This is a genomic window from Flavobacterium sp. NKUCC04_CG (genome assembly GCF_019345525.1).
In the GTDB taxonomy this organism is placed as follows: domain Bacteria; phylum Bacteroidota; class Bacteroidia; order Flavobacteriales; family Flavobacteriaceae; genus Flavobacterium.
This window is the reverse complement of sequence record NZ_JAHKRA010000010.1, coordinates 17,403-43,061: the sequence shown is the minus strand read 5'-3', so window position 1 is coordinate 43,061 and position 25,659 is coordinate 17,403. Positions and strand designations below refer to the sequence as shown.

Sequence of the window (25,659 nt, the reverse complement as noted above, 5' to 3'; positions counted from 1 at the left end):
ATAAAATGTAAATTATGAATTTTAGTGCTAAAATGCTTCGAGATGGAGCCCTGAATGACAAGGTAATTGTTGTAACTGGAGGTGGAAGCGGCTTGGGAAAGGCCATGTCTACATATTTTTTAGAACTGGGTGCCAAAGTAGCTATAACGTCTAGAGATATCGAAAAATTAAAAACTACAGCAACTGAATTAGAAGCGCAAACCGGAGGCCGTTGCTTGCCGATTGCTTGTGATGTTCGCCACTATGATCAAGTGGAGAATATGCTAAAGACAGTGCTTGAAACTTTCGGAAAAGTTGATGTATTACTCAACAATGCGGCTGGTAATTTTATTTCTCCAACGGAGCGATTATCCTCCAATGCCTTCGACACCATTATCGACATTGTACTAAAAGGATCTAAAAACTGCACTTTGGCTTTCGGAAAACATTGGATTGACAAAAAAGAAAAGAACAAAGTTGTACTCAATATAACCACTACTTATGCCTGGACAGGATCGGGTTATGTAGTCCCATCGGCTACTGCAAAAGCAGGCGTATTGGCCATGACCAGAAGTTTGGCTGTAGAATGGGCTAAATACGGTATCCGTACCAATGCGATAGCTCCAGGACCATTTCCTACTAAAGGCGCTTGGGACCGTTTATTACCTGGCGACTTACAAGAGAAATTTGATTTAACCAAAAAAATACCCCTACGCCGGGTTGGAGAACATCAAGAGTTGGCCAATTTAGCCGCTTATCTCGTATCTGATTTTTCTGCTTTTGTCAACGGAGAAGTCGTTACCATTGATGGAGGAGAATGGCTACAAGGAGCTGGAGAGTTTAATATGCTCGAACAAATTCCGCCAGAAATGTGGGATTTATTAGAAGCGCATATCAAAAACAAAAAATAAGGCACTGCATTTGGAAAGAAGTCGGACTCAAAACGATGAGTTTGACTTCTTTTTACAGCTAAACAACTGACCAATAGCACTTCTTAAAAATTGTTGATAAATTAGATTTTCTAAACCCATAAATAATTGTATTTTTACATCTCAAATTATTTAAGATACAAATGGGTAAAATTATTGCAATTGCCAACCAAAAAGGAGGCGTTGGAAAAACCACAACTTCTGTTAATCTCGCTGCATCATTAGGTGCCTTAGAGAAAAAAGTGCTTTTAATTGATGCCGATCCTCAAGCCAACGCTACTTCTGGATTAGGAGTGGACGTAGAATCTATCGAAATCGGTACTTATCAACTTTTAGAGCATAGCAATACCCCAGAAGAAGCAATTATATCTTGTTCTGCTCCTAATGTGTCCTTAATACCAGCTCACATCGATTTGGTGGCTATTGAGATTGAATTGGTAGATAAAGAAAAAAGAGAATATATGCTTAAGCAATCTTTGATGTCCATCAAAGATCAATACGACTACATCATTATCGACTGTGCTCCATCTTTGGGACTACTAACGTTAAATGCCTTAACAGCAGCCGACTCTGTAGTCATTCCTATTCAATGTGAGTACTTTGCATTAGAAGGATTGGGAAAACTCTTAAACACTATAAAAAGTGTTCAAAAAATTCACAATCCCGATTTGGATATAGAAGGCCTTTTATTGACTATGTACGATTCTCGATTAAGGTTGTCTAACCAAGTGGTTGAAGAAGTCCAGAAACACTTTAACAATATGGTATTCAAAACCATCATACAACGAAATGTAAAACTTAGTGAAGCCCCTAGTTTTGGAGAAAGTATCATTAATTATGATGCTACTAGTAAAGGAGCTACAAATTACTTGAGTTTAGCAGAGGAAATTATACAAAAAAATAAATAATAAGCTGCGTAAACGATTATTATGGCAAAGGCAATAAAAAAACAAGCTTTAGGAAGAGGATTATCCGCTTTGCTCAAAGATCCCGAAAACGATATTAAATCTGCAGAAGACACTAATGCCGACAAAGTAGTTGGTAATATCATTGAATTGGAAATCGATGCTATCGAAATCAACCCGTTTCAACCGCGAACCAATTTCAACGAAGATTCACTAAAAGAATTGGCTACGAGCATCAAAGAACTCGGAGTTATTCAACCCATCACGGTACGTAAGGTCGAATTCAATAAATACCAGCTGATTTCAGGGGAACGCCGTTTACGTGCTTCTAAATTAGTAGGATTAACCACGGTTCCTGCTTATATACGCCTTGCCAACGACAACGATTCTTTGGTCATGGCTTTAGTAGAAAACATCCAGCGCCACGATTTGGATCCTATTGAAATTGCACTGTCGTACCAACGTTTAATAGACGAGATACAATTGACTCAAGAGCAAATGAGCGATCGTGTAGGTAAAAAACGATCAACCATAGCGAATTACTTGCGGTTGTTGAGACTGGACCCGATTATACAAACGGGAATCCGCGATGGTTTTATCAGTATGGGTCACGGACGTGCCATCATCAATATTGAAAATCACGATGCCCAAACAGACATCTACCACAAAATCATTAGTGAAAATCTATCTGTAAGAGAAACCGAGGCCTTAGTAAAGAGCTACCAACAAAAATTGCTGGGTAACGATGAAAAACCTTCAAAAGCAAATACGTATCAAGTTCCAGAAAACTTTCAAAAAACCTTTGCTTCATTTTTTGGAGCCAAAGTAGATGTTAAAGTTGCTAACAACGGAAAGGGTAAAATTTCAATTCCTTTTCATTCTGAAGAAGACTTACAAAGAATAATCAAACTCCTAGAAGAGTAGTGAAAAAAATAATTTACCTCCTTTTAATCGGGTTTGGGATTGCAAACTGCCCCAATACATTTGGTCAATCCAATGCGGATTCGCTAAAATTCAGTTCACCCGAACCGATGGTAGAAAAACCAATGGATCCCTTATCACCAGCTCGAGCCGCTTTTTACTCGGCTGTAGTTCCGGGCTTAGGTCAGTTTTACAACAAAAAATATTGGAAAGTTCCTATCCCCTATATCGGGATGGGAATTTCGCTTTATTTCTATTCAGACAATCACAAAAAGTATAAGGAATACCGAAACGAGTACAAAAAAAGACTCAATCATACCAACGATCCAAACGACACCAAATTCGGTCGACTTGATAACGACCGTGTTATTCAAGGTCAACGTTTTTACCAACGAAATAGAGATTTATCAGCCGTAATTACAGCCGGTATTTATATCATAAGTATAATCGACGCTAACATTGATGCCCACTTACTACAGTTTAATGTGAGTGACCAACTGACCTTTCAACCTACTTTTCAACTCAATGAAATGGATTATCAATATCAATATGGATTGAGTTTACAATACAAATTCTAATACTATCACCGATGAAAATAGCTCTTTTGGGATATGGTAAAATGGGTCAAATCATTGAACAAACAGCCCTTAATCGCGGTCATGAAATCGTTCTCCGAAAAACGAGTACAGATTCTTTCGACTTATTAAATCAAGCCGATGTCGCTATAGACTTTAGCGTACCTACTGCCGCGGTCAACAACATTAAAGCAGCATTAGACTTAGGAATCCCTATCATATCCGGAACCACAGGTTGGCTGGAACAGTACGATGCCGTTTGTCAGTATTGTATAGACAAGCAAGGTGCTTTTTTATACGGTTCTAACTTTAGTGTTGGCGTTAATATCTTCTTTGAACTCAATGAGTATCTCGCAAAAATGATGAGCCACTTAGAGTCCTACCAGGTTTCGATGGAAGAAATACATCATACGCAAAAATTGGACGCTCCAAGTGGCACAGCCATTACATTAGCTCAAGACATCATCAAAAATACTGCATACACCCAATGGACTCTTGATCAAAAAAAGGACGCTAGCGACCTACCTATTATCGCCAAACGCATTGATCAAGTCCCTGGAACACACACCGTAACTTACGACTCCAACATTGACGCCATCGAGATCAAACATACCGCTCACAACCGAAATGGATTTGCATTGGGAGCCGTTATTGCGGCAGAATGGATTTTTCATAAAAAAGGTATCTTTTCTATGAAAGATGTTTTAAATTTGAAAAAATAACATCTTTTTAAAAAACTTAATCATCAAGCTATGACACTTATTCAATGGTTTATATTTTTTCTCATAGTACAGGTTATTCACTTTGCAGGAACCTGGAAATTATATCAAAAAGCAGGTAGAAAACCTTGGGAAGCATTAATTCCTGTTTACAACGCCATCGTTTTAATGAAAATAATCAACCGACCAACTTGGTGGGTGATTTTACTTTTTATTCCTATTGTAAACCTAATTATGTTTCCGGTAGTGTGGGTAGAAATATTGAGAAGCTTTGGGAAAAATAAAACTGCAGACACCATCCTAGGAGTTGTTACACTGGGTTTATACATCTATTATATCAACTATGCCGTTGACGTTACCTACATCCCAAATCGCAGCCTAAAACCAACCACCTCTTCTGGAGAAACCGTTAGTTCTATTTTATTTGCGGTGGTTGTAGCCACGTTAATACATACCTATATCGTTCAACCTTTTACCATTCCCACTTCGTCCTTAGAAAAAACACTTTTAGTGGGCGATTTCCTTTTTGTAAGTAAAATAAATTACGGACCGAGAACACCGATGACCACAGTAGCCTTACCGATGGTACACGATTCAATTCCGTTTACTAAAAGCAAATCCTATTTGGTAAAACCGCATTTACCTTACTTTAGAATTCCCGGTTTTCAAAAGGTTCAGCACAACGATATTGTCGTTTTTAACTGGCCAGTTGATACGGTTTATGCCTTTAGAGACAAATCGGGCAGAAGAGCTGAAAAACCCGTAGATAAAAAATCAAATTATGTCAAAAGAACGGTAGGTTTACCCGGAGAGAGTTTCGAAGTTAGAGATGGTGTTGTATTTACCAACGGAAAAGAACTGCAGTTAAACGACCGCGCAAAACTTCAGTATGCATACAAAGTGACTACCGATGGTTCGCCAATTGACCAAAATTTTATACTTAAAGATTTAAAAGTAACCGATCAGTTCGGTTATATAGCTGCAGATACATTATACTTCACTTCCTTAACAATGGATGGCGCGGAACGTTTAAAAACCTTTTCGAATGTCAAAGAAGTTACGCGTATTATTGACAGACAACCTTCAAATGCTATTTTTCCACATACCAAAAATTGGACACAAGATAATTTAGGACCTATACCGATTCCATATAAAGGAGAGGTCGTAAAACTAAATAGCGAAACACTCCCATTTTACAAACAAATCATCAAAGATTACGAAAACAACAGTTTGGAAACCCATGGAGAAAACATCCTGATTAACGGTCAACCGGCAACGGAATATACCATTAAACAAGATTACTATTTTATGATGGGAGACAACCGCCATAATTCAGAAGACAGCAGGTATTGGGGATTTGTACCGGAAGACCATATCGTTGGTAAACCCGTTTTTGTTTGGATGAGTTTAGATCAAAATATCCCTTGGGGTAAAGCGATAGACAAAATCCGTTGGGAGCGCATGTTTACAACTGTAGGTGGTAATGGCGAACCCGTATCGTATTTCAAATACTTCTTAATTATCGTAATTGGATGGTTTGGATATGATTTTTACAAAAAGAGAAAAGCGAAAAGAAATTCGTAAATGAAGTTTTATTAAATGGATATTTTATTACACCCTACTTACTTTCCTTCCATAAGTCAGTTTGTAGCAATGACTCAGGCCGATACCGTTACTTTTGAAGTGGAAGATAACTTTCAAAAGCAAACCAATAGGAATAGAATGTATATCTACAGTGCTAATGGAATGCAAATGTTAAATATTCCCGTAAAACACGCCATAGGCTTGCATCAAAAATTTAAAGATGTGCAAATAGAATATGCATTTAACTGGCAAAAACAACATTTAAAATCCTTAGAGGCATCTTATAGAACCTCGCCTTATTTCGAGTATTTTGAAGATGATATTCGTCCCATTTTCGAAAAAAAACATCCGTTTATGATGGATTTAAACTTTCAAATTTTAGAGATTTTAACCGATTGTTTAGCTTTACCACTATCTTATTCCAAAACCACTGAATACTTTAAAACACCCGAACAAAGTTTGGATTTAAGGCATTTGGTTAACGGAAAAAAAGATACTTCCAATTTTGACCAATATGTTCAAGTCTTTGACGACAAACACGGTTTTATAAGCAACCTAAGCATCCTGGACTTATTGTTTAACGAAGGACGACATGCCGTGGATTATCTAAAGAAACAAACGCTATTAAAATAGCATACACAAAAAATAAATTTAACAAACAAAAAACGCTCCTTTACAGAGCGTTTTTTTTGTTTCATATGCTGCTAATTTGAGATAAGAGGTTCCGTTATTTTTTCGGCCATCTTTAAGCGAGCTACAATAGGATAATGATCGGAATTTATAAAATCATCGTAGGTTTTAAACGCTTTGACATCAATGTGTTCATCGACGAATATATAATCGATTCTAGCGGGGTAATACATAAAGTGATAACTCTTTCCGAAGCCATAGCCCGCTTCGACAAAAGCGTCCTTTAAATCGCCTCTAATGTTGCGATACACATAAGAGAAAGCACTGTTATTCATATCTCCACATATAATTTTAGGATGTTTGGAATCGTCCATATGGGATTGTATCAACTCCGATTGTAATTGCTGTTCTCTAAAAGCAACACTCAACCTATTGAATATCAATTTGGATTTTTTCTCATCAATCTTTTCGTGTATATCCGGGCTGATATTCACCGACTGTAAATGCATACTATAAACCCGTACCGTATCTTTTCCCTTTACGATATCAACATAAATAACATTGTTATTTGAGTTGGGAAAACGAATTTCTCCCTTATCGATAATTCGGTATTTAGAAAAAATAGCTTGTCCGGTTTGAATGTTTTGTCCGTGAGTCGTTGTGTATTTAAACTTGTATTGAGGAAACCGCAACTTGGCATTTTTAGAAAACTCCTGCACACATAAAATATCGGGATCTTCATGATCGACAAATTCTTTTATCTTCATGGGTACATCACTATCCTTAATCCAATTAAAAAGGTTGAACAAACGCACATTATAACTCATGACAACAAAATCTTCCTCAACAACTTCCTCTTCCTTACCACTAAACTTATAAAACTTGTTTATAAAAGTGGTACCCAATAGCAAAATAACCACCGGTAATAACACTTGTCGTTTAAACTGCAATCCCCAATAAATCAAAAAGCAAATATTAGCAATTAGCAGCAACGGTAAAATTAGGGTTAATACAGACAGAAACGGAAATAACTTAGGGGCTAAAAAGGGCAGGAAATATCCGAGCAAAGTCAAAATTGCCAAGATAATATTACAACCAAATACCACTTTATTAAACCACGAAAGTTTTTTCATACATCAAATTCTATAAACCTATTTTCCTATTTTAAATAAAAAATCTTTTTCTTCTTTACTCAAACTGTCGTAACCCGACTTGCTTATCTTGTCTAATATAAAATCAATACGCTGTTGTTGTGGATCTTTTTCTTTGCCCGCACCAATCCCAACCATCGGACTGGCATTGGTTTGATTTGACATTTGAGAATTACGCTGTGAACGATCGGTATTGACATGAACCTTTTTAAAGGGGTGTTTAGCGGGCTTTGGATTAAATAAATCCGTTATTTTATCTATAACAAATGTAAAGGGTTTACTAACGTCAACACCCTGCTGTAATGCTTTAATAAATAAAAATCCAAATAATGCTCCACCTAAATGGGCAAGATGTCCGCCTGTATTATTAGCGGGAATCTGAATCAAATCCATGATAATTAATCCCAAAGCGATATGCCACATTTTTACGTTTCCAATCAATAACAACCGAACCTCCATATAAGGCGCATAGGTTGCTAATGCCACTAATATAGCCATAATTGCTGCTGACGCTCCTACTAAGATAATACCTGTACTAAACACAAAACTCGATAAGACATAAAATATACCGCCAAATACCGCTCCAAAACAATAGACTGCTAAAAATTGTTTTTGTGTAAAATAAGTCATAAACAACCTACCCACAAAATTCAATACAATCATATTGAAAATCAAATGAAATATATTGGCGTGTAGAAAAGCATAGGTAAAAAAGCTCCAAGGCCTAGCTATGGCAATACCCCATTTAGACGACAACCCGAACCATCCCAACAACAAGTTGTGGAACGAAGGAACAAAAGCATTTAAAATAAAAAATACAACAGAAACACCTATATTCCAAAACAATAACTTTTGAACGACACCGCCAATCCTATATTGCATTTTAAAATCGTCTAAAAGAGCCATGATATAATAGTATTACTTACAAATTCAAAATTAATGATCCCAACGATTCTGTTCAAACTGATTTTTCTTCCAGTACCACATCATCAAGAAACCTACCACCGCTCCACCGATATGAGCAAAATGTGCAATTCCAGTAGATCCACCAAAAATAGACCCTCCATTTAAACCCATATACAAATCCATCACCAAAATACCCGGCACAAAATACTTGGCCTTAATAGGAACAGGAATAAACATCAAGGCTAATTCTGCATTCGGAAACATAAAGGCAAAGGCTACTAACAACCCATATATTGCCCCCGATGCTCCTACGGCAGGAGTATTATAAGATGACAGCATACTTTGCAAAGCATTCGGAGAAAGAAACTGTGCCCAGCCTTGGTTGTATTTACCTTCTGCTAATAGTGCTAAGATATCCTGCTTATCAAAACCGTTAGCTACCAACGTGCTGATTCCATCGTGTACCAAAAAGTAATTTACACCTGAATGCAATAAAGCAGCCCCCAACCCACATGAGATATAAAAAAATAAAAACTTTTTACTACCCCAAAAGTGTTCTAAAGCAGAACCAAAGGAATATAGGGCAAACATATTAAAAAACAAATGCATCCAGCCGCCATGCATAAACATATGTGTTAACGGCTGCCAATATTGAAAATTGGGATTCTCAAAATAATACAGAGCCAAAAAATCAATCATGGCTGGCACAAATTGTGCTCCCAAGAAAAATATAACGTTTATTATCAACAGTTGTTTTACTGTTTCAGTAATTTTCATCATAAGGTGAATTTTTTATCGATGTCTTCTACGCGCATCGTTATAAATGTTGGTTTTAAAAATGGCGATACACTGGGCTCTTTACAAGCAAAGAGCGAATTTACCAAATTTTCTTGTTCTTCGTCATTTAAATGAGTTCCGGATTTAACAGCCAAACTCAAAGCCAAAGATTTCGCGATCCGATCGGTTTGACTAAAGCTAACCTCAGGCAGTTCTCCTTGCAAATCGTTTAACAAATCTTCTAATACTATAGAGGCCTCGCTTTCTGCAACATGTACTGGAAGTCCAGAAATAACCACTTTATCTGAATCTATAGACTCAAAAACAAAGCCAGTTTGCTTTAATGCGCTCTCCAATTCTCGTAACAATTCAATTTCAAAAGGCGCATAATACAACGGCAATGGAAATAACAATTGTTGACTCGTAGCTTGCTGTACCGTAATATTACTCAAAAACTTCTCGTATAAAATACGTTGATGAGCTCTGCGTTGATCAATAACTACTAAACCCGATTTAATCGGACTTATGATATACTTTTTATTGAGTTGAAACGAACGACTGTGCGATTTTTCATCCATCAATCCTTCAAACAAAGAACTCGTTTTAACGTCTTCTTCCAGATTCAATCCCGACAAATCAAGATCATCCGAAGAGGATTTTAAACCCTCATAAAGCGTTTCCCAAGAACCACTGGTATCGGATTTTTCAAAACCAGGTGAAAAAACAGGTTTTGAAAAAGCAGACCCACCACTACTGCTCGCAAAAGATTTCGAAGGAGCGCTACGAGATTCAAACGAGGTTCTGCTCTTTTTAGTATCGCTATCGTCCTCGCGAAAAGGATTAAAATTGGTGTCTACTTGAATGGTTGGTGTTGGAGCCTTTTTTTCCTTAAAATCATAAGGCGTATCCATAGTAGCATCCCGTTGAAAATCCAATACTGGTGCTACGTTAAATTGTCCCAAACTGTGTTTGATAGCCGATCGTAAAATAGCGTACAAGGCTTGTTCATCATCAAACTTCACCTCGGTTTTAGTCGGGTGAATATTGATATCGATTGAGTTTGGAGGTAAGGTTAAATATAAAAAATAGCTCGGATGTGTTCCTTCCTTTAACAAGCCCTCAAAAGCCGCTAGTACCGCATGATGCAAATAACCACTTTTTATAAACCGCTCATTGACAAAAAAGAACTGCTCTCCCCTACTTCTTTTTGCAAACTCGGGTTTGCCTACAAAACCACTGATTCCTATAATCTCTGTAATTTCCTGAACAGGCACCAATTTCTCATTGGTTTTTGCACCAAATATATTGACAATCCGTTGACGAAAATTAGAAGCCGGTAGATTAAACATTTCACTGCCGTTATGAATTAACGTAAAATGAATTGTGCTATGGGCCAAAGCAATACGTTCAAACTCATCAATAATATGACGGAACTCGACGGTATTTGATTTTAAGAAATTACGGCGAGCCGGTATATTAAAAAAAAGATTTTTAACCGCAAAAGAAGTTCCCTGAGGCACTACTGCTACTTCTTGAGAAGTAATTTTACTGCCTTCAATAATCAAATGCGTACCTAATTCCTCTTCAACTTGACGGGTTTTCAACTCTACATGAGCAATGGCTGCAATAGAAGCTAATGCTTCGCCGCGAAATCCTTTAGTGCTCAATGCAAACAAATCTTCAGCCACGGAAATTTTCGAAGTCGCATGACGTTCAAAAGCCATACGAGCATCGGTTTCGCCCATACCTTTACCATTGTCAATAACTTGAATAAGGGTCTTACCCGCCTCCTTAACCACTAATTTGATTTCAGTAGCACCGGCATCAACAGCATTTTCCACCAACTCCTTCACTACCGAAGCCGGGCGTTGAACTACTTCTCCAGCAGCAATTTGATTAGCGACATGATCGGGCAGTAATCGGATTACATTTGACATTTAAAACATTTTTGGATTTTACACCTAATAAATTAGAAAACTCACTAAAAACACAAAGTTAAAGAATAAAAACGGGCTTTATAAAGTTGCTTTTTACTAAATATTCTATAAAAAAAGAAAACCTGTAAAAATAGATTCTTACAGGTTTTTAAAAGTTTACTATGAAATCATTTGATTTAGATTTGTTGATTCAAAGCAATCATCTTTAAAGCAGCCACAGCTGCTTCTGTACCCTTATTACCATGGATTCCGCCACTTCTATCTAAGGATTGTTGCTCGTTATTATCTGTTAATACACAGAAAATAACGGGAACTTCAGAAATTAAATTTAAATCCTTTATCCCATGAGTCACCCCTTCACAAACAAATTCAAAATGCATGGTTTCCCCTTTAATTACGCAACCGATTACGATTACGGCATCAACTTCATGGGTTTCAATCATTTTTTTAGCTCCGAAAATCAACTCAAAACTTCCTGGCACATCCCATCGAATTAGATTCTCTGCTAATAGACCACAATCCAACAAGGCTGCTTCCGCTCCTGCAAACAAACCGTTGGTTACCTTATCATTCCATTCTGAAACAACAATTCCAACTGTAAATTCTTTTGCATTGGGCAAAGTAGCTTTATTGTATTCCGAAAGATTTTTATTTGCCGTTGCCATAATAAATTATTATTGTGCCATACCAATCATCATATCAACCGTATTGGCCTCACTCGATGCTTGATAATTGTTTTTAATATCGTTAAATAATTTTAAAGCTTCTTCTTTTTTACCTAAATCCAAAGCTACCATACCTGCCTTATTTAAAAAACGCGGCGTAGTAAAATCATTTTTATTTACTTCTGCTGCTTTTTTGTAAAACTCCAAAGCATCTTCTTTTTGATTTAATTCAGAAAATGCATCTCCAATTCCACCTAAAGCCAAAGATCCCAATAACATATCTTTAGAAGTAAATCTCTCTAAATGTGCTATAGCTTCTTTATTTTTACCCAAATTCAAATAAGCCATTCCCGCATAGTAATTAGCTAAATTAGCTGATTCTGTACCTGAATACGTTTCTGTAATTCCGATAAATCCCAATTTACCTTCTCCGCCTTTTAAAGCTAAGTTATACAAGGAGTCACTAGCTACTGGATTTGTTGTTGCCTCTTGAAAATACGTTTGTGCTTGAAACATTTCGTTTGCAGCTTCGTCATTTTTAGGTTCAACTACGAATTTATCGTACAAAACATATCCTACAGTAAGTAAAGCTATTGCACCAACAGCACCAAAAATATACTTTTGGTTTCTCGCTACCCAGCCTTCCATCTTAGAAGCCCCTTTGTCTAGAGAATTGAATACATCAGCAGTAGTGCTATGTTGCGCATTTACTTGACTGAATTGATCAAATTCACCCGCCTCTTTTTCTTCTTCTGGTTTCGGAGCTTTATAACCTCTTTTATTATAAGTTGCCATGTACTAAAAATTTTATGAGTGGCAAAAATAGGATTTTTATTGAAATATAAAAGTGCTTTCTATTGATATTTTTGATAATTTGCACCAAAATTCAAAAAATCACCACTTACAATCCTAAAAGAACACTTCTAGCGTGTATTTAAAAAAGTTAACTCTACTCAATTACAAAAACATAACCGACCAAAATTTTGATTTTAACAAAAAAATCAACTGTTTTATCGGCAAGAACGGCGTGGGTAAAACCAATGTCCTCGATGCCATTTATTATTTGGCTTACGGCAAGAGTTATTTTAATCCTATTGCCTTACAAAACATACAGCACGGAACAGATTTCTTCGTTATCGACGGAACTTTTGAAAAGCAAGACCGCGAAGAACACTTGGTTTGTAGCTTGCGAAAAGGACAAAAAAAAACCATTAAGAGAAACGGTAAGGCTTACGAACGATTTTCCGATCATTTTGGCTTTATCCCTTTAGTTATTATTTCTCCTTCTGACAGTGATTTGATCACCGAAGGCAGTGAAATGCGTCGGAAATTTATGGATAGTGTTATTTCGCAACTCGATTCCAATTATCTGCAACAATTGATTCAATATCAAAAATTGCTCGTCCAACGCAATGCTTTACTAAAATATTTTGCTCTTAATCACACTTTTGAATCGGCAACCTTAGAAGTGTATAACGAACGACTATCCCTATTGGCGCAACCAATCTTTGATAAGAGACAAGAGTTCATCGCAGCGTTCACTCCTATTTTCAACAGTTATCACGACAAAATCACTCAAAAACAAGAATCGGTACAATTGCGTTATGAAAGCCAACTCTTTGACAAATCGTTACTCGATTTATTTTCAGATAATCTGAGCAAAGACCGTGTATTACAATACACCAGTACCGGTATTCACAAAGACGACTTGGCCTTTGAACTCGATGGACACCCCATTAAGAAATTCGGTTCTCAAGGACAGCAAAAATCCTTTTTAATCGCGTTAAAGCTCGCTCAATTTGATTTCTTAAAAAAACAAAGTGGCGTGGCTCCCATCTTACTTTTTGACGATATTTTCGACAAACTCGACGAAGACCGCGTACGTCAAATCATCGAACTTGTTCACGAAGAAACCTTTGGACAACTCTTCATTTCCGACACCCACGAAGACCGTACAGAACGCTTATTAAACAGTATTCACCAAGAATTTGAAATTTTTAAAATTGAAAAATAATTTTAATACTTCAAAAAAAGGAAATCGTATCTTTGTAGCTGTTAAATTGACCTTAATAACATGATTCCAGCCACCGACGTTTCGTTAAAAGAATTGAATACTTTTGGCATTGATGTTAAAGCAAAACGCTTTATCGTTGCCACTCAAACAGAACAACTCCTTAACCTATTAAAAGAATATCGTGACGATACCTTATTTTTCTTAGGGGGTGGAAGCAATATGTTATTGACCAAGGATATCGAGGCATTAGTAATACAATTGGCTATTAAGGGCAAGAAAATACTGCGTGAAGACGATGATTTTGCTTGGGTAGAAGCACAAGTAGGCGAAAACTGGCACGAATTTGTTTTATGGACTTTAGAGCACGATTTAGGTGGATTGGAAAACCTTTCCTTAATACCGGGTCAAGTAGGCACCACTCCAATTCAAAATATCGGCGCTTATGGCGTGGAAATTAAAGATCAAATGGTAGAATGTGTAGCCTTGCGTATTAAAGATTTAGAACTAGTAACGTTCTCCAACAAACAATGTGCTTTTGATTATAGAGAAAGTGTCTTTAAGAACGAATTAAAAGACCAATACATTGTACTTAGTGTAGTCTTTAAATTAACCAAAGGAAAACACAACCTAAAAATAGAATACGGAGCTATTCAATCTGAATTAGATAAAAACAAAATCACACATCCTACCATACAAGATGTAAGTAAAGCGGTTATTGCGATACGTGAAAGCAAACTTCCCAATCCAAAAGAAATCGGCAACAGCGGTAGTTTCTTTAAAAACCCAATCATTTCTACAGCTCAATTCAATAAATTGCAAGCCACATATCCCGAAATTCCGTCCTATAGAATAAACGACGAACTTGTAAAGGTTCCTGCAGGATGGCTTATTGAGCAAGCTGGCTTTAAGGGAAAACGTTTTGGCGATGCGGGCGTTCATAGCAAACAAGCCTTGGTACTAGTCAATTACGGCAAGGCAACAGGATTAGAAATAGCGCAATTGGCATCGACAATTCAGAAGGCTATTTTCGAAAAATTCAACATTAAAATAAGTGCGGAAGTAAACATTTTTTAATTGACAATATCCCTTGTAAAATTGTACATTTGCTTTCCTTATTTCGAAACGTAAATCACCATTATGCTAACGATTCTTTTTTATTTTTTTATTGGAATTGTTTTAATACAAATCATTTATTACATCTCTGTTTTTGGCCCTATTACTTTTCGTCAAGCTCAGAAATGTACACCGAAGAGAATTCCTGTTTCGGTACTGATTTGTGTGAAAGACCAAGTTGACTCCTTAAAAAAACTACTTCCCCTATTAGTCAATCAATCCTATCCCGATTTTGAGCTTGTATTAATCAACAACGCCTCTACAGATGATTCATTGGAATTGATGAAGGAATATGCAGCAATCCATTCCTTTGTAAAAATTGTAGACGTAGTTAATAACGAAGCTTTTTGGGGCAATAAAAAATACGCCCTAACCCTAGGTATTAAAGCTGCAAAAAACGAATACCTACTTTTAATTGAACCCGATTCCCTTCCGGACTCTCCACAGTGGATTATGAACCTCAGCGCACAGTTTACCCTTCATAAAACTGTAATTATAGGACATTCGAGAATAATACAGCAGCCCAAATCCTGGACCAATAAATTATTTCGATTTCAAAATACCTTGCAAACCCTACATGTTTTCTCGTGGACATTAATGGGCAAACCATTTATGGGTACCGGACGAAACCTGGCCTATAAAAAAGAAGAATTTTTTAATGTAAATGGTTTTATCGATCATATGAGTCTTCCCTATGGTGAAGATGTATTGTTTATCAACCAAATTGCCCAAACCAAAAACACAACTATTTGCGATGCTCCTATGGGTTTCACATCTACAGAAGTCGACAACCGCTTTAAATCGTGGACCGCAGCAGTAGTACATCAAAATAAATTACTAAAATTGTTGAGTTTTGGAGATCAACTAAAAATTAGATTTTTTAATTTTACACAAATTGCCTTTCTTATCAGTGCTTCCATTTTGTTTGCTTTTCAAATGGAATGGATGATTGTTTTGGCCATTTTACTATTCCGATATGTAATTATTTGGATTTATATGAGTAAAGCATTTAAAAAATTTAATGAAAAAGATATTAGATATTGGTTTCCTGCTTTAGAGTTTATTCATACATTTACTCAAAGTATCGTATTTATTAGCCAACTATTTTCACCCAAGAAAAATTGAAAATACCAGTCGAATCTTTAGAAAACAACATCTCTCTAGCTATAAAAGGAGATCAGACCGCTTTTACCTTTCTTCTAAATCACTTCTGGAACGAAGTTTTCAATTTTATACTCAAGAGAACCGGTAACGAAGCCGACGCTGAAGACATCACCATTGAGACCTTCGCTAAAGCTTTTGATAAATTGATATCTTATAACGATACTTTTGCCTTCAATACTTGGTTAATTGCCATTGCCAAAAACGTACATATCGATTTAATTCGCAAACGTAAAAACAGCCGTTTTATAGAAATCAACGACGATGAAAATCAATATTACAACAACATAGCCGATGAAACACCTTCTATAGAAGATGAACTGATTCGCAAACAAAACTTAAACACCCTATTAAACCTCATCAAGCTGTTAAAACCCCATTATCAAGAAGTAATTCAACTGCGTTACTTTCAAGAGTTAAGTTATAATGAAATTGCGGAAATTCTTGAAGAACCTTTAAACAACGTAAAAATTAAATTGTTGCGGGCACGAAAATTACTAATGGAAATCATCATGAACTACCGCAACAGCAACGTCGATTAGTCTTTATACACGCCCCATCCTTTACTTTTAGCTCCCCCAACTCCTCTATCGTGACTTCTACCTCAGCTAAAACCGTACTATCTGAGGATTTTAGAAATAAAAAAAAACAGCTAAAAGAAATTTCTCTTAACTGTTTTAAACTAACTGTCTTTTTTACTGCCTTAAGCTTCTAATATGGCAATCATCTCTTCAAAACCAACTGTTTGTTGATCACCAGAACCCAAGTGCTTTAAAGTAAATTTCTGTTGGCTTATTTCGTCTGAACCAACGATTACAGCATAGGGAATCCCTTTTTTATCAGCATATTGAAATTGCTTGCCCATTTTTGCAGCATCCGGATACAACTCTGTTCTAATACTTAAATCACGTAATTTTAAAACCGCCTTAAAAGCATAGTCCATTTCGGCCTCTCCTAAATTCAAAAACAACACTTTAGATGCCGCATTTACGGCACTCGGAAATAATCCCAATTCTTCCATGACCAAATAAATTCGGTCCAGTCCAAAAGAAATTCCTACTCCACTAACATTTTTAAGCCCAAAAATCCCGGTTAAATCGTCGTAACGACCACCACCTCCGATAGAGCCCAATTGAACTGATTCGGGTGCGGCCACTTCAAAAATAGCTCCAGTATAGTAATTTAACCCACGGGCCAAAGTCACATCTAAATTTAAATTTGCCGATTGCAATCCCGCTGCCAGAGCCTTTTCACATACAAATCGCAATTCATTAATCCCCTTCATTCCCTCTTCGGACGTATGCAACATCTGAGCCAATTGATCTAATTTTTCAGTAAAAGTTCCCTCTAACTGAAACAAGGGTGCAACAGCCTGAATTGCTGCTTCAGAAATGCCTTTTTCAATCATTTCCTTTTTAACACCATCCTCACCTATTTTATCCAGTTTATCCAAAGCCACTGTAAAGTCAATCAACTTGTCTTTGGCCCCGATAACCTCAGCTATACCCGATAAAATTTTTCTATTGTTAATTTTGATGGTTGTACCCGCTATACCCAAAGCGTGAAACACCCGATCGTACAACTGGATAAACTCCACTTCTTGCCATAAAGAATTAGACCCAACCACATCGGCATCGCATTGAAAAAATTCCCTATAACGTCCTTTCTGTGGTCGATCAGCTCTCCAAACGGGCTGAATTTGATACCGCTTAAATGGAAAATCAATTTCATTTTGGTGCATCACTACATATCGTGCAAAAGGTACCGTCAAATCATATCGCAATGCTTTCTCAGAAACATGCGACGTCAATTTCTGACTGTCCTTATTTGCTAAAACCGTCTCGTCTGCCTTAGCCAAATAATCTCCTGAGTTTAAAATTTTAAAAATCAATCGATCACCCTCTTCACCGTATTTCCCCATCAAAGTTTCATAATTCTCAAAGGAAGGCGTCTCGATCGGATGAAATCCAAATTTCTCGAATCCCTGTCTAATCGTTTGAATAATATATTGTCTTCGCGCTACTTCACTTGGTGAAAAATCTCGGGTTCCTTTCGGAATACTTGGTTTCTGTGCCATCGTTTCTTATTAATTGATATCGGTTTACTACTTATACAAAAATACTCCTTTTTTTAGGATTATTACCGTTACAGAAATGATAATTTACGATTTAAAATAACCTCATATTCTCGTTTACTAACCCTTGTGTATCATTCCTTTTAAAGAGCAATTCATATTTTAACTATTCGGAATTTCAACCTCTCAAACAAACCAAAGTAACTTAATCACTATATTTGCTACAGTCAATATTTTTTTCGTTACTTGTAACAAACATCAGTAAAAAACGACCTATAGGAATATGTTTAGACTTGTAAAAGAAAATACTAAAATAGCCTTAGGCGCTATTCGCTCGCAATTGTTAAGAACCGTCATAACGGTTTTTATCATCGCTATTGGCATCTGGGCCTTAGTTGGTATATTATCGGTGGTCTCCGCTTTAAAGAACACCATCTTAGAAGATTTTGCTTCTATGGGTGCCAGTACATTTTCCATAGCGCAATACGATTACTCAGCCCAAATGACAAAAACCAAGAGCAACAGCAAGCCCAATCCAATCATAACTTATGCTGAGGCCAAAGCGTTTAAAGATAATTACGATTTTCCATCTGCTGCCACTTCTATATCGTTTGATGCAGCGTCTAATATCGAAGTCAAACACGAATCTCAAAAAACAGATCCCGAAATACGAATTATCGGTTCCGATGAGAATTACTTTAGCAATAGCGGACTAAAATTGGCCTCAGGCAGAAGTTTTACCGATTTTGATATCAGCAACAACAGCTATGTGTGTGTAGTGGGTTCTGATTTTGCCAAAGGACTCTTTAAAAACGTTAGTCCGATTGGCAAAACACTTTCGGTTCGAGGAACTAAATTTACGGTGATAGGCATTTTAAAAGAAAAGGGAAGTACGTTTGGAAATAACGAAGATTTACGAGTGTTTATCCCCTTACCCATTGCTCGATCTATTTTCTCTCAACCGAACATCAATTACGAAATTAAGGTATCGATTCGCGAAGAAATGCTATTAAATCAAGGAATAGACCAAGCAACTGTTGTAATGCGTAACATTCGGAAAATCCCACCTATACATCAGAACAACTTCGGAATTGAACGCAGCGACGATTTGATAAAAACCTTACTCTCACAAGTAAGCATGCTTAGTATAAGTGCCTGGCTAATCGGCGTTATTACCATTTTAGGCTCGTCCATCGCCTTGATGAATATCATGTTGGTTTCCGTAACCGAACGCACCCGCGAAATCGGCATTCGCAAATCATTAGGCGCTAAACGCAGCACTATTGCTTGGCAATTTTTCACGGAAACCTTGGTTATTGGACAATTGGGAGGTTTACTAGGTACTATTTTAGGAATAGCTACTGGCTACGGAATTTCGACCGTTATCAACTTTGCCTTTACCATACCTTGGGTAGCCATTATAGCTGCCTTTATAACCACATTTGTAGTGGCCATTATTTCGGGTTCTTACCCCGCCATTAAAGCATCGCGATTAGACCCGGTTGAAGCCTTGCGTTACGAATAAAAAAATAATTTGGAGCAAGACAATCACATTTAATCACCTGATTCTTTCCCGCTTTCCACTATATCTTTTTATGGCTTTATACGCCATAAAAAGGATGCCGTTTCAATCGGGGCTACAATTACAACCGGCTGTCTTAAGGCGATGATTCACCGAAAATCATGCTACTTATAACAGCCGCTTTTGAGCGCGAATCATCCTGTCATTAGATCTAAAATCTTGCTTTAATTGAATATTGACAAAACCCAATAAATCAACAAGAGCTACTGTATCTTTTCCTAAATACTGATTGATTTCAAAAAACAAATACCCCTGATCAACCAAAACCAAGGATGCCAGTTGTGCAATTTTTCTATAAAAAACCAAGGGGTCTTCATCCGACACAAACAACGCTAATTCCGGTTCGTATTGCTTCACATTATTATGTATTTCTACCTTTTCCAATTCCCGAACATAGGGTGGATTAGATACAATAACATCATAACTTTCAGCTAAAGCTTCCAACTCCAAGACATTTTCAAGCATCCATGTTATTTCAACACCGTTTAATACCGCATTTTTGGCCGCAATAACCAAAGCCTTATCCGAAACATCCATGGCAAATACCCGAGCGAGAGGCAATTTTTTTGCCAACGTAATAGCTATACAACCACTACCGGTTCCAATATCTAAGATGCGGATTTCTTTGTCTTTGGGTACGGTTTGCAAAATCCACTCCACCAATTCTTCGGTTTCTGGACGTGGAATCAAAACGCCCTCTTCAACATAAAAGGTCAAATCGTAAAAAAAAGCTTCTCTAAGCACATACTGTAGCGGTCTTTCTTGCTTGAGTTCATTCAAATAGCGCTTCCAAAAAACCAACTTAACGTCATCGGTCTCCAAATCGGGATTTAAAACCAAATCAATTTTCGTTTTCTGCTCCAATCGCTCCAAGCACCTGTAAAAGAACACGTCAATTTCTTCGGGTTCAAACAAATCCTTAAGTGTTTCGATAAATTGATTTTTAAGGTTTTTTAGCTTCATAACGTACAGCGATTATAGACAAAGTAGCTTCTTTAATTGAAAAAGCTTAATTTTGTTCAAAGATACAGTTTTATAATTTTGGAGACACACAAACGCTATATTTTACGATGCCTAGAGTTAGCCCAAATGGGAACCTTTGCAGCCTTGCCCAACCCTAGCGTTGGTGCAGTAATCGTTTATCAAAATCGCATTATCGGGGAGGGGTTTACCTCAGCTTATGGAGGACCACATGCCGAGGTCAATGCCATCCTTTCTGTAAAAAACCCGGAATGGCTTAAAGATTCCACTTTATATGTCAGTTTAGAACCCTGCAGTCATTTTGGAAAAACCCCGCCCTGTTCCGATTTGATTATCCAAAAAAAAATACCCAAAGTTGTAGTGGGTACCGTTGACCCTTACGCTCAAGTTTGCGGGCAGGGTATCGACAAAATGAAAAAAGCCGGTATCGAAGTGATTCTAGGCGTATTAGAAGCCGAATGCCAACAAAGCAACAAACGCTTTTTTACCTACCATCAAAAAAAGCGTCCTTATATCATCTTAAAATGGGCCGAATCAGTTGATGGCTTTATCGCGCCTTTAAAACGCGAACACAACCAACCCGTTTGGTTAACAAACAACTACTCGCGTCAGTTGGTACACAAATGGCGCAGTGAAGAGATGGCTTTTTTGGTTGGAGCTCAAACCGTTATTGACGATAATCCGTCACTGACAACTCGAGACTGGTACGGAAGAAACCCGCTTCGCATTTTTATCGACAAGGAAGGAACCATAGACTCCAACTTGTCCATCAAAGACAAAACGGTAAAAACAATCTGTATAACAGCCAACAAAACCCTAATATCAAGTGAAAATCTAATTTTCGAATGGGCCGATTTTTCAAAACCGCTCCCTATACAAATCGGACATATCTTATTCAAACATCAAATCTGTTCCTTAGTCGTGGAAGGTGGAGCTAAAACTTTACAGGATTTTATAGATGCAAAACTATGGGACGAAGCCCGGGTTTTTAGAAGCCCAATTACTTTGGAACAAGGCATTAGCAGACCGTTAATCAGCGATTATAAAGCAGTGATAACAAATATTTTAGACGACCAACTTTTGTTGATTAAACCGTAAAGCAATAGCAATTGGAAAAAGATACCTACCAAACATTAGCCCAGCCTTCAGAAGAAATTTTATTTAAAGAAAAAAATAGTAAGTTTTTCGGATATGCTTTCCCCATCGCGACAGAAGAAGATGTAAAACAGCGTTTAGAAGAACTTAAAAAACGACATCATGCCGCTCGCCATTGGTGCTATGCCTTTCAGTTGGGCACAGACAGCGTGTATTTTAGAGCGAATGACGATGGCGAACCCAACAACAGTGCAGGCATGCCCATCTACGGGCAAATACAGTCGTTTGACGTCACCAATACCCTTGTGGTGGTAGTTCGATACTTTGGAGGAGTAAAACTAGGCGTAGGAGGCTTAATCAGCGCTTATAAAACCGCAGCACAGATGGCTTTGGAAAATTCAGATATCGAAGAACGTACAATCGATACCTTTTTTAAAATCCAATTTGAATACAAAGACATGAACAAGGTGATGCGAGTAATCAAAGAAAAAAACTTAAACTTGATCAGTCAAAAGATGGAAATGAATTGTGAAATCGTCTTGTCGATTCGCAAAGGAGCATACCAAAACGCATTAGAAGCTTTTGAACCGCTCTATGAGGTTCGCTTAATTACTGCTGAAGAGGATCTTTAATCCTCCTCAACGGAATTAAACAACTTAGTATTTTAATTTATTTTCTTCTTTAAATTGCACGGCCATATCAGCCAAATCCAAATCTTTTGCTTCTTTATTACTCCAATCCATTATATTATAATTGGGTTGACTCACTACAAAATAGACAAAAGCATCGACATACTCCTTAGGCATATTTAAGCGCTTCATCAAATAGTCTGTCGTATAGAATCTTTTAAAATATTGAAAATTAACATCGTCTTTTTCGTAATCAAGCATTTTGCGTTGCATCTTTCTTTTACCATTAAACAAATTGAATAACGGACCTAAACCCAATGAGGTAAAGCTCAACGGAAAATAACTTTCTGCTCTATATTGTCGCTCTGCCTGTGAATATTTTTTCATCTTTAACCCCAAAGGATCTACTTGATTGCCCTTCGTATCAATTACAATTTCTTCTAAGCGCTGATTGTTTTTAAGCAACATCACCTCCACTTTCTTTTCGTCCATGATTTCCGGTGTAATTATGATGTTTTCCGTTTTAATATTTACAGACCAAAAAGACAATTCATCCCCTTCTTGTGCCACAATGGAAAAATAACCGGTTAGATCAGTTTGAGTTTGCTCAGCTGTAGTTAAATTTTTAAGATAAATAACTTGAGCTTCGCTTTTATATACTTTCGCACGGCCATCAATTAAGATTCTTTTTTGCGCAAACATTACACTGCAAAACAGTGTAAATAAAATTACATACTTATAAGTATTTTTCATTTTTTTGATTTTAAAACAGTAGTCTTTAACCCAAAATAAAAATCTTTTATTTTTTTATAAAAATAGGCTTTTTTTTTAACTCTTACCCCTTTTATAAACTACTTAATCTTTCAATAATATAAGCTGGAGGCACTACCGGTTTTTTAGTTTTCATGTCTACAAAAACCAAAACAGAATTCCCTAATGTTAATAACTCTCCTTGTTCGTTTACAATTTCATAATCAAATTCTATCTTGACCGTAGTCTGGCTTTTAAAGATAGTACGCACCGTTAAAAGATCGTCGTATAGCGCTGGTTTTTTATAATTCATACTCAACGAGACCACAGGTAGCATAACCCCCGTATCTTCAAGCTTTTTATAGGAAAGCCCCAGGTTTCTAAGCCATTCAACACGCCCCATCTCAAAATACTGCGCATAATTTCCATGGTAAACCACCCCCATTTGATCGGTTTCTGCGTAACGAACTCTTAGTTGAATTTCAAAGTTTTTCATATTTTATTTATTATATTTGTTTCAGAAGGAAATACGTTTATACTTACGTTTTTATTTCGGCAAATGCAATACGCAAACCATTTTTTTTTACAGAAAATTGTTCACATATTTGTCATCCCCAAAAGACGAAGTGTTTTTTCCAAATACTATTATAAGTAACTTATTAATAATTCTAAACAATGCTCGATTATACAAACAAGACTGCACAATCTGTATGGACAAATTGTCTTCTTTTTATAAAAGACAACATTCAAGAGCAAGCTTTTAAAACCTGGTTTGAACCGATAAAAGCTATAGAACTTACGGAGAGCGCATTGTATATTCAAGTGCCTAGTAAATTCTTTTACGAATGGCTCGAGGAGCACTATGTCAAAATATTAAAAGTTGCTTTAATAAAAGAACTCGGATCTGGTGCAAAGTTATTGTATAAAATCCAAATGGAGAATACTATTGGGAACAAACAACCCTATACAGAACAATTACCCAGTGCACAAAGAGCCCCTGTTCGGACTCAAGAACTTGATGTACCTATTCAAAATAAAAACCCAGAATTAAAAAATCCTTTTATCATACCGGGTATTCGAAATGTAAAAATCGAATCTCAACTCAATGCCAATTATAGCTTTGACAATTTCCTTGAAGGAGATTCTAACCGATTAGCGCGTTCAGCAGGTTTGGCAGTAGCCAATAAACCTGGAGGCACTTCCTTTAATCCGTTGATGTTGTTTGGTGGTGTCGGTTTAGGAAAAACCCATTTAGCCCATGCTATTGGGGTAGAAATAAAAGAAATACACCCAGAAAAAACCGTTTTATACATATCTGCAGAAGTGTTTACACAGCAATATGTCGATTCCGTGCGCAAGCAAACCAGAAATGATTTTATCTATTTCTATCAACTTATCGATGTATTAATAGTTGATGATATTCAATTTTTATCAGGTAAAGCAGGTACCCAAGATGTGTTTTTTCACATTTTCAACTACTTACACCAAAACGGCAAACAGGTTATCTTAACATCAGACAAGGCTCCTGTTGATATGCAAGACATTGAACAACGTCTTTTATCCCGTTTTAAATGGGGACTATCGGCAGAAATTCAACATCCAGACTTTGAAACCCGTACAGCTATCCTAAAGGGAATACTTTACCGAGATGGTGTCGAAATGCCAGATGATATTGTCGAATATGTAGCTAAAAACGTAAAAACCAACGTTAGAGAATTGGAAGGCGCTATTATATCCTTAATTGCACAATCCTCTTTTAACAAACGGGAGGTTACTATCGAATTGGCTAAACAGGTAGTAGAAAAATTCGTAAAAAATGTCAAAAAAGAAGTTTCTATCGACTATATTCAAAAAGTCGTTTCGGACTATTTCTCTTTAGACATCGAAACCTTACGTTCCAAAACACGTAAAAGACATATCGTACAAGCGCGTCAATTAGCGATGTTTTTCGCTAAAAAATACACCAAAGCATCTTTGGCAAATATTGGTTCACAAATTGGCGATCGCGATCACGCTACCGTACTACACGCTTGCAAAACCATCGACAACCTATTGGAAACCGACAAACAGTTTAAGAAATACCACGACGATATCAACAAAAAATTCAATATGTAATGACTACAAAGATTCTTATGGTTTGTTTGGGTAATATTTGCAGATCTCCTCTTGCCGAGGGAATTCTTCAAGCTAAACTGCCTCAGGAATTATTTCATGTAGATTCAGCGGGCACAGGAGATTGGCATGTGGGACAAAAACCAGATCCACGCTCTATCGCCATAGCTCGTAAATACCATATTGATTTAAGCAAACAGAAAGCGCGTCAATTTCATTTAAACGATTTTGAAAATTTTGATCACATCTACGTCATGAATCAATCCAATTTCGCAAACGTAATTGCCATGGCACCTGATCAAGCAGCTATCGACAAAGTTCAACTCATCCTAAACGAACACCCCAAAAGTAAACTATCCGAAGTACCGGACCCTTATTTTGGCGGTGATGAAGGCTTTGAACACGTTTTCCAATTGCTAGACGAAACCTGTGAACTCCTAGCTAAAAAATTACTTAGCCAATAGTACACT

The 25,659-nt window shown here is 36.9% G+C and carries 26 protein-coding genes; 16 read left to right on the top strand and 10 right to left on the bottom strand.

What is annotated here, in order from left to right:
* The first annotated feature begins 14 nt into the window (after window positions 1-14).
* The 7 genes from KO524_RS09445 to KO524_RS09415 all read left to right on the top strand — a co-directional run bounded on the left by KO524_RS09445 (window position 15) and on the right by KO524_RS09415 (window position 6,245).
* The gene (locus KO524_RS09445; RefSeq protein ID WP_219293320.1) at window positions 15-890 is read left to right on the top strand and encodes an SDR family oxidoreductase; all 876 of its coding nucleotides are present in this window, start codon (window positions 15-17) and stop codon (window positions 888-890) included.
* A 161-nt stretch (window positions 891-1,051) separates the two neighbouring features.
* Complete coding sequence (locus KO524_RS09440; protein ID WP_219293318.1) at window positions 1,052-1,816, top strand: ParA family protein; 765 nt, start codon at window positions 1,052-1,054, stop codon at window positions 1,814-1,816.
* A gap of 21 nt (window positions 1,817-1,837) precedes the next feature.
* A complete protein-coding gene (locus KO524_RS09435; RefSeq protein WP_219293316.1) occupies window positions 1,838-2,737 on the top strand; it encodes a ParB/RepB/Spo0J family partition protein in 900 nt (299 codons plus the stop codon).
* Complete coding sequence (locus tag KO524_RS09430; RefSeq protein WP_370629724.1) at window positions 2,737-3,312, top strand: DUF5683 domain-containing protein; 576 nt, start codon at window positions 2,737-2,739, stop codon at window positions 3,310-3,312. The genes KO524_RS09435 and KO524_RS09430 overlap by 1 nt, the downstream gene beginning before the upstream one ends.
* Before the next feature lie 11 nt (window positions 3,313-3,323).
* Window positions 3,324-4,031, top strand: a complete 708-nt coding sequence (gene dapB / locus KO524_RS09425) for a 4-hydroxy-tetrahydrodipicolinate reductase (protein WP_219293314.1) — start codon at window positions 3,324-3,326, stop codon at window positions 4,029-4,031.
* A gap of 30 nt (window positions 4,032-4,061) precedes the next feature.
* A complete protein-coding gene (gene lepB, locus KO524_RS09420) occupies window positions 4,062-5,612 on the top strand; it encodes a signal peptidase I (RefSeq protein ID WP_219293312.1) in 1,551 nt (516 codons plus the stop codon).
* Between the two features lie 15 nt (window positions 5,613-5,627).
* The gene (locus tag KO524_RS09415; RefSeq protein WP_219293310.1) at window positions 5,628-6,245 is read left to right on the top strand and encodes a WbqC family protein; all 618 of its coding nucleotides are present in this window, start codon (window positions 5,628-5,630) and stop codon (window positions 6,243-6,245) included.
* Window positions 6,246-6,316: 71 nt separating this feature from the next.
* On the opposite strand, the gene KO524_RS09410 is transcribed toward KO524_RS09415, so the two are convergent.
* The 6 genes from KO524_RS09410 to KO524_RS09385 all read right to left on the bottom strand — a co-directional run bounded on the left by KO524_RS09410 (window position 6,317) and on the right by KO524_RS09385 (window position 12,473).
* Window positions 6,317-7,375 carry an endonuclease/exonuclease/phosphatase family protein gene (locus KO524_RS09410; RefSeq protein ID WP_219293308.1) on the bottom strand — a complete coding sequence of 353 codons (1,059 nt, stop codon included), beginning with the start codon at window positions 7,373-7,375 and terminating at the stop codon, window positions 6,317-6,319.
* A gap of 18 nt (window positions 7,376-7,393) precedes the next feature.
* On the bottom strand, window positions 7,394-8,299 hold the full coding sequence (locus KO524_RS09405) for a rhomboid family intramembrane serine protease (protein WP_219293306.1): 906 nt from the start codon (window positions 8,297-8,299) through the stop codon (window positions 7,394-7,396).
* A 30-nt stretch (window positions 8,300-8,329) separates the two neighbouring features.
* Complete coding sequence (locus tag KO524_RS09400; protein ID WP_255555220.1) at window positions 8,330-9,079, bottom strand: rhomboid family intramembrane serine protease; 750 nt, start codon at window positions 9,077-9,079, stop codon at window positions 8,330-8,332.
* A complete protein-coding gene (mutL, locus tag KO524_RS09395) occupies window positions 9,076-11,013 on the bottom strand; it encodes a DNA mismatch repair endonuclease MutL (protein ID WP_219293304.1) in 1,938 nt (645 codons plus the stop codon). Before mutL ends, KO524_RS09400 begins: the two co-directional genes overlap by 4 nt.
* 176 nt (window positions 11,014-11,189) lie before the next feature.
* Window positions 11,190-11,678, bottom strand: coding sequence for a 6,7-dimethyl-8-ribityllumazine synthase (gene ribH, locus KO524_RS09390; protein ID WP_219293302.1), 489 nt, complete (start codon window positions 11,676-11,678; stop codon window positions 11,190-11,192).
* 9 nt (window positions 11,679-11,687) lie between these two features.
* The gene (locus KO524_RS09385) at window positions 11,688-12,473 is read right to left on the bottom strand and encodes a tol-pal system YbgF family protein (RefSeq protein ID WP_219293299.1); all 786 of its coding nucleotides are present in this window, start codon (window positions 12,471-12,473) and stop codon (window positions 11,688-11,690) included.
* Between the two features lie 133 nt (window positions 12,474-12,606).
* Between KO524_RS09385 and KO524_RS09380 the strand changes: the two genes are divergently transcribed.
* The 4 genes from KO524_RS09380 (at window position 12,607) to KO524_RS09365 (ending at window position 16,508) form a co-directional block, all read left to right on the top strand.
* Window positions 12,607-13,692, top strand: a complete 1,086-nt coding sequence (locus KO524_RS09380) for a DNA replication/repair protein RecF (protein WP_219293297.1) — start codon at window positions 12,607-12,609, stop codon at window positions 13,690-13,692.
* Between the two features lie 60 nt (window positions 13,693-13,752).
* Window positions 13,753-14,766, top strand: coding sequence for a UDP-N-acetylmuramate dehydrogenase (gene murB, locus KO524_RS09375; RefSeq protein ID WP_219293295.1), 1,014 nt, complete (start codon window positions 13,753-13,755; stop codon window positions 14,764-14,766).
* Between the two features lie 63 nt (window positions 14,767-14,829).
* Window positions 14,830-15,930: a glycosyltransferase gene (locus tag KO524_RS09370; RefSeq protein WP_219293293.1), complete on the top strand. Its 1,101-nt coding sequence runs from the start codon at window positions 14,830-14,832 to the stop codon at window positions 15,928-15,930.
* A 2-nt stretch (window positions 15,931-15,932) separates the two neighbouring features.
* Window positions 15,933-16,508, top strand: a complete 576-nt coding sequence (locus tag KO524_RS09365) for an RNA polymerase sigma factor (RefSeq protein WP_370629726.1) — start codon at window positions 15,933-15,935, stop codon at window positions 16,506-16,508.
* A 161-nt stretch (window positions 16,509-16,669) separates the two neighbouring features.
* Here KO524_RS09365 and hisS read toward each other — a convergent pair whose 3' ends face one another.
* Window positions 16,670-18,043, bottom strand: coding sequence for a histidine--tRNA ligase (gene hisS, locus KO524_RS09360; protein WP_219293289.1), 1,374 nt, complete (start codon window positions 18,041-18,043; stop codon window positions 16,670-16,672).
* A gap of 280 nt (window positions 18,044-18,323) precedes the next feature.
* On the opposite strand from hisS, the gene KO524_RS09355 reads away from it, so the two are divergent.
* Window positions 18,324-19,565 (top strand): ABC transporter permease, encoded by a 1,242-nt coding sequence (locus tag KO524_RS09355; RefSeq protein ID WP_219293287.1) that lies wholly within the window; start codon window positions 18,324-18,326, stop codon window positions 19,563-19,565.
* Between the two features lie 165 nt (window positions 19,566-19,730).
* Here KO524_RS09355 and prmC read toward each other — a convergent pair whose 3' ends face one another.
* Window positions 19,731-20,585, bottom strand: coding sequence for a peptide chain release factor N(5)-glutamine methyltransferase (prmC, locus tag KO524_RS09350; protein WP_219293285.1), 855 nt, complete (start codon window positions 20,583-20,585; stop codon window positions 19,731-19,733).
* 126 nt (window positions 20,586-20,711) lie between these two features.
* Here prmC and ribD point away from each other — a divergent pair, with 126 nt between their 5' ends.
* A complete protein-coding gene (ribD, locus tag KO524_RS09345; RefSeq protein ID WP_255555218.1) occupies window positions 20,712-21,701 on the top strand; it encodes a bifunctional diaminohydroxyphosphoribosylaminopyrimidine deaminase/5-amino-6-(5-phosphoribosylamino)uracil reductase RibD in 990 nt (329 codons plus the stop codon).
* Window positions 21,702-21,712: 11 nt separating this feature from the next.
* A complete protein-coding gene (locus KO524_RS09340) occupies window positions 21,713-22,330 on the top strand; it encodes a YigZ family protein (RefSeq protein WP_219293281.1) in 618 nt (205 codons plus the stop codon).
* Window positions 22,331-22,354: 24 nt separating this feature from the next.
* On the opposite strand, the gene KO524_RS09335 is transcribed toward KO524_RS09340, so the two are convergent.
* Together KO524_RS09335 and KO524_RS09330 are read right to left on the bottom strand one after the other, a co-directional pair.
* Window positions 22,355-23,080, bottom strand: a complete 726-nt coding sequence (locus KO524_RS09335) for a hypothetical protein (RefSeq protein ID WP_219293279.1) — start codon at window positions 23,078-23,080, stop codon at window positions 22,355-22,357.
* A 91-nt stretch (window positions 23,081-23,171) separates the two neighbouring features.
* Window positions 23,172-23,573 (bottom strand): thioesterase family protein, encoded by a 402-nt coding sequence (locus KO524_RS09330; RefSeq protein WP_219293277.1) that lies wholly within the window; start codon window positions 23,571-23,573, stop codon window positions 23,172-23,174.
* 179 nt (window positions 23,574-23,752) lie between these two features.
* Here KO524_RS09330 and dnaA point away from each other — a divergent pair, with 179 nt between their 5' ends.
* A complete protein-coding gene (dnaA, locus tag KO524_RS09325) occupies window positions 23,753-25,192 on the top strand; it encodes a chromosomal replication initiator protein DnaA (protein WP_219293275.1) in 1,440 nt (479 codons plus the stop codon).
* Window positions 25,192-25,653 carry a low molecular weight protein-tyrosine-phosphatase gene (locus tag KO524_RS09320; protein ID WP_219293273.1) on the top strand — a complete coding sequence of 154 codons (462 nt, stop codon included), beginning with the start codon at window positions 25,192-25,194 and terminating at the stop codon, window positions 25,651-25,653. The genes dnaA and KO524_RS09320 overlap by 1 nt, the downstream gene beginning before the upstream one ends.
* Window positions 25,654-25,659 lie beyond the last annotated feature (6 nt).

Coding starts and splice junctions, on each gene's coding strand:
- KO524_RS09445 (WP_219293320.1), top strand. CDS start 15: ATGAATTTTAGTGCTAAAATGCTTCGAGATGGAGCCCTGAATGACAAG.
- KO524_RS09440 (WP_219293318.1), top strand. CDS start 1,052: ATGGGTAAAATTATTGCAATTGCCAACCAAAAAGGAGGCGTTGGAAAA.
- KO524_RS09435 (WP_219293316.1), top strand. CDS start 1,838: ATGGCAAAGGCAATAAAAAAACAAGCTTTAGGAAGAGGATTATCCGCT.
- dapB (WP_219293314.1), top strand. CDS start 3,324: ATGAAAATAGCTCTTTTGGGATATGGTAAAATGGGTCAAATCATTGAA.
- lepB (WP_219293312.1), top strand. CDS start 4,062: ATGACACTTATTCAATGGTTTATATTTTTTCTCATAGTACAGGTTATT.
- KO524_RS09415 (WP_219293310.1), top strand. CDS start 5,628: ATGGATATTTTATTACACCCTACTTACTTTCCTTCCATAAGTCAGTTT.
- KO524_RS09410 (WP_219293308.1), bottom strand. CDS start 7,375: ATGAAAAAACTTTCGTGGTTTAATAAAGTGGTATTTGGTTGTAATATT.
- KO524_RS09405 (WP_219293306.1), bottom strand. CDS start 8,299: ATGGCTCTTTTAGACGATTTTAAAATGCAATATAGGATTGGCGGTGTC.
- KO524_RS09400 (WP_255555220.1), bottom strand. CDS start 9,079: ATGATGAAAATTACTGAAACAGTAAAACAACTGTTGATAATAAACGTT.
- mutL (WP_219293304.1), bottom strand. CDS start 11,013: ATGTCAAATGTAATCCGATTACTGCCCGATCATGTCGCTAATCAAATT.
- ribH (WP_219293302.1), bottom strand. CDS start 11,678: ATGGCAACGGCAAATAAAAATCTTTCGGAATACAATAAAGCTACTTTG.
- KO524_RS09385 (WP_219293299.1), bottom strand. CDS start 12,473: ATGGCAACTTATAATAAAAGAGGTTATAAAGCTCCGAAACCAGAAGAA.
- murB (WP_219293295.1), top strand. CDS start 13,753: ATGATTCCAGCCACCGACGTTTCGTTAAAAGAATTGAATACTTTTGGC.
- KO524_RS09370 (WP_219293293.1), top strand. CDS start 14,830: ATGCTAACGATTCTTTTTTATTTTTTTATTGGAATTGTTTTAATACAA.
- hisS (WP_219293289.1), bottom strand. CDS start 18,043: ATGGCACAGAAACCAAGTATTCCGAAAGGAACCCGAGATTTTTCACCA.
- KO524_RS09355 (WP_219293287.1), top strand. CDS start 18,324: ATGTTTAGACTTGTAAAAGAAAATACTAAAATAGCCTTAGGCGCTATT.
- prmC (WP_219293285.1), bottom strand. CDS start 20,585: ATGAAGCTAAAAAACCTTAAAAATCAATTTATCGAAACACTTAAGGAT.
- ribD (WP_255555218.1), top strand. CDS start 20,712: ATGGGAACCTTTGCAGCCTTGCCCAACCCTAGCGTTGGTGCAGTAATC.
- KO524_RS09335 (WP_219293279.1), bottom strand. CDS start 23,080: ATGAAAAATACTTATAAGTATGTAATTTTATTTACACTGTTTTGCAGT.
- KO524_RS09330 (WP_219293277.1), bottom strand. CDS start 23,573: ATGAAAAACTTTGAAATTCAACTAAGAGTTCGTTACGCAGAAACCGAT.
- dnaA (WP_219293275.1), top strand. CDS start 23,753: ATGCTCGATTATACAAACAAGACTGCACAATCTGTATGGACAAATTGT.
- KO524_RS09320 (WP_219293273.1), top strand. CDS start 25,192: ATGACTACAAAGATTCTTATGGTTTGTTTGGGTAATATTTGCAGATCT.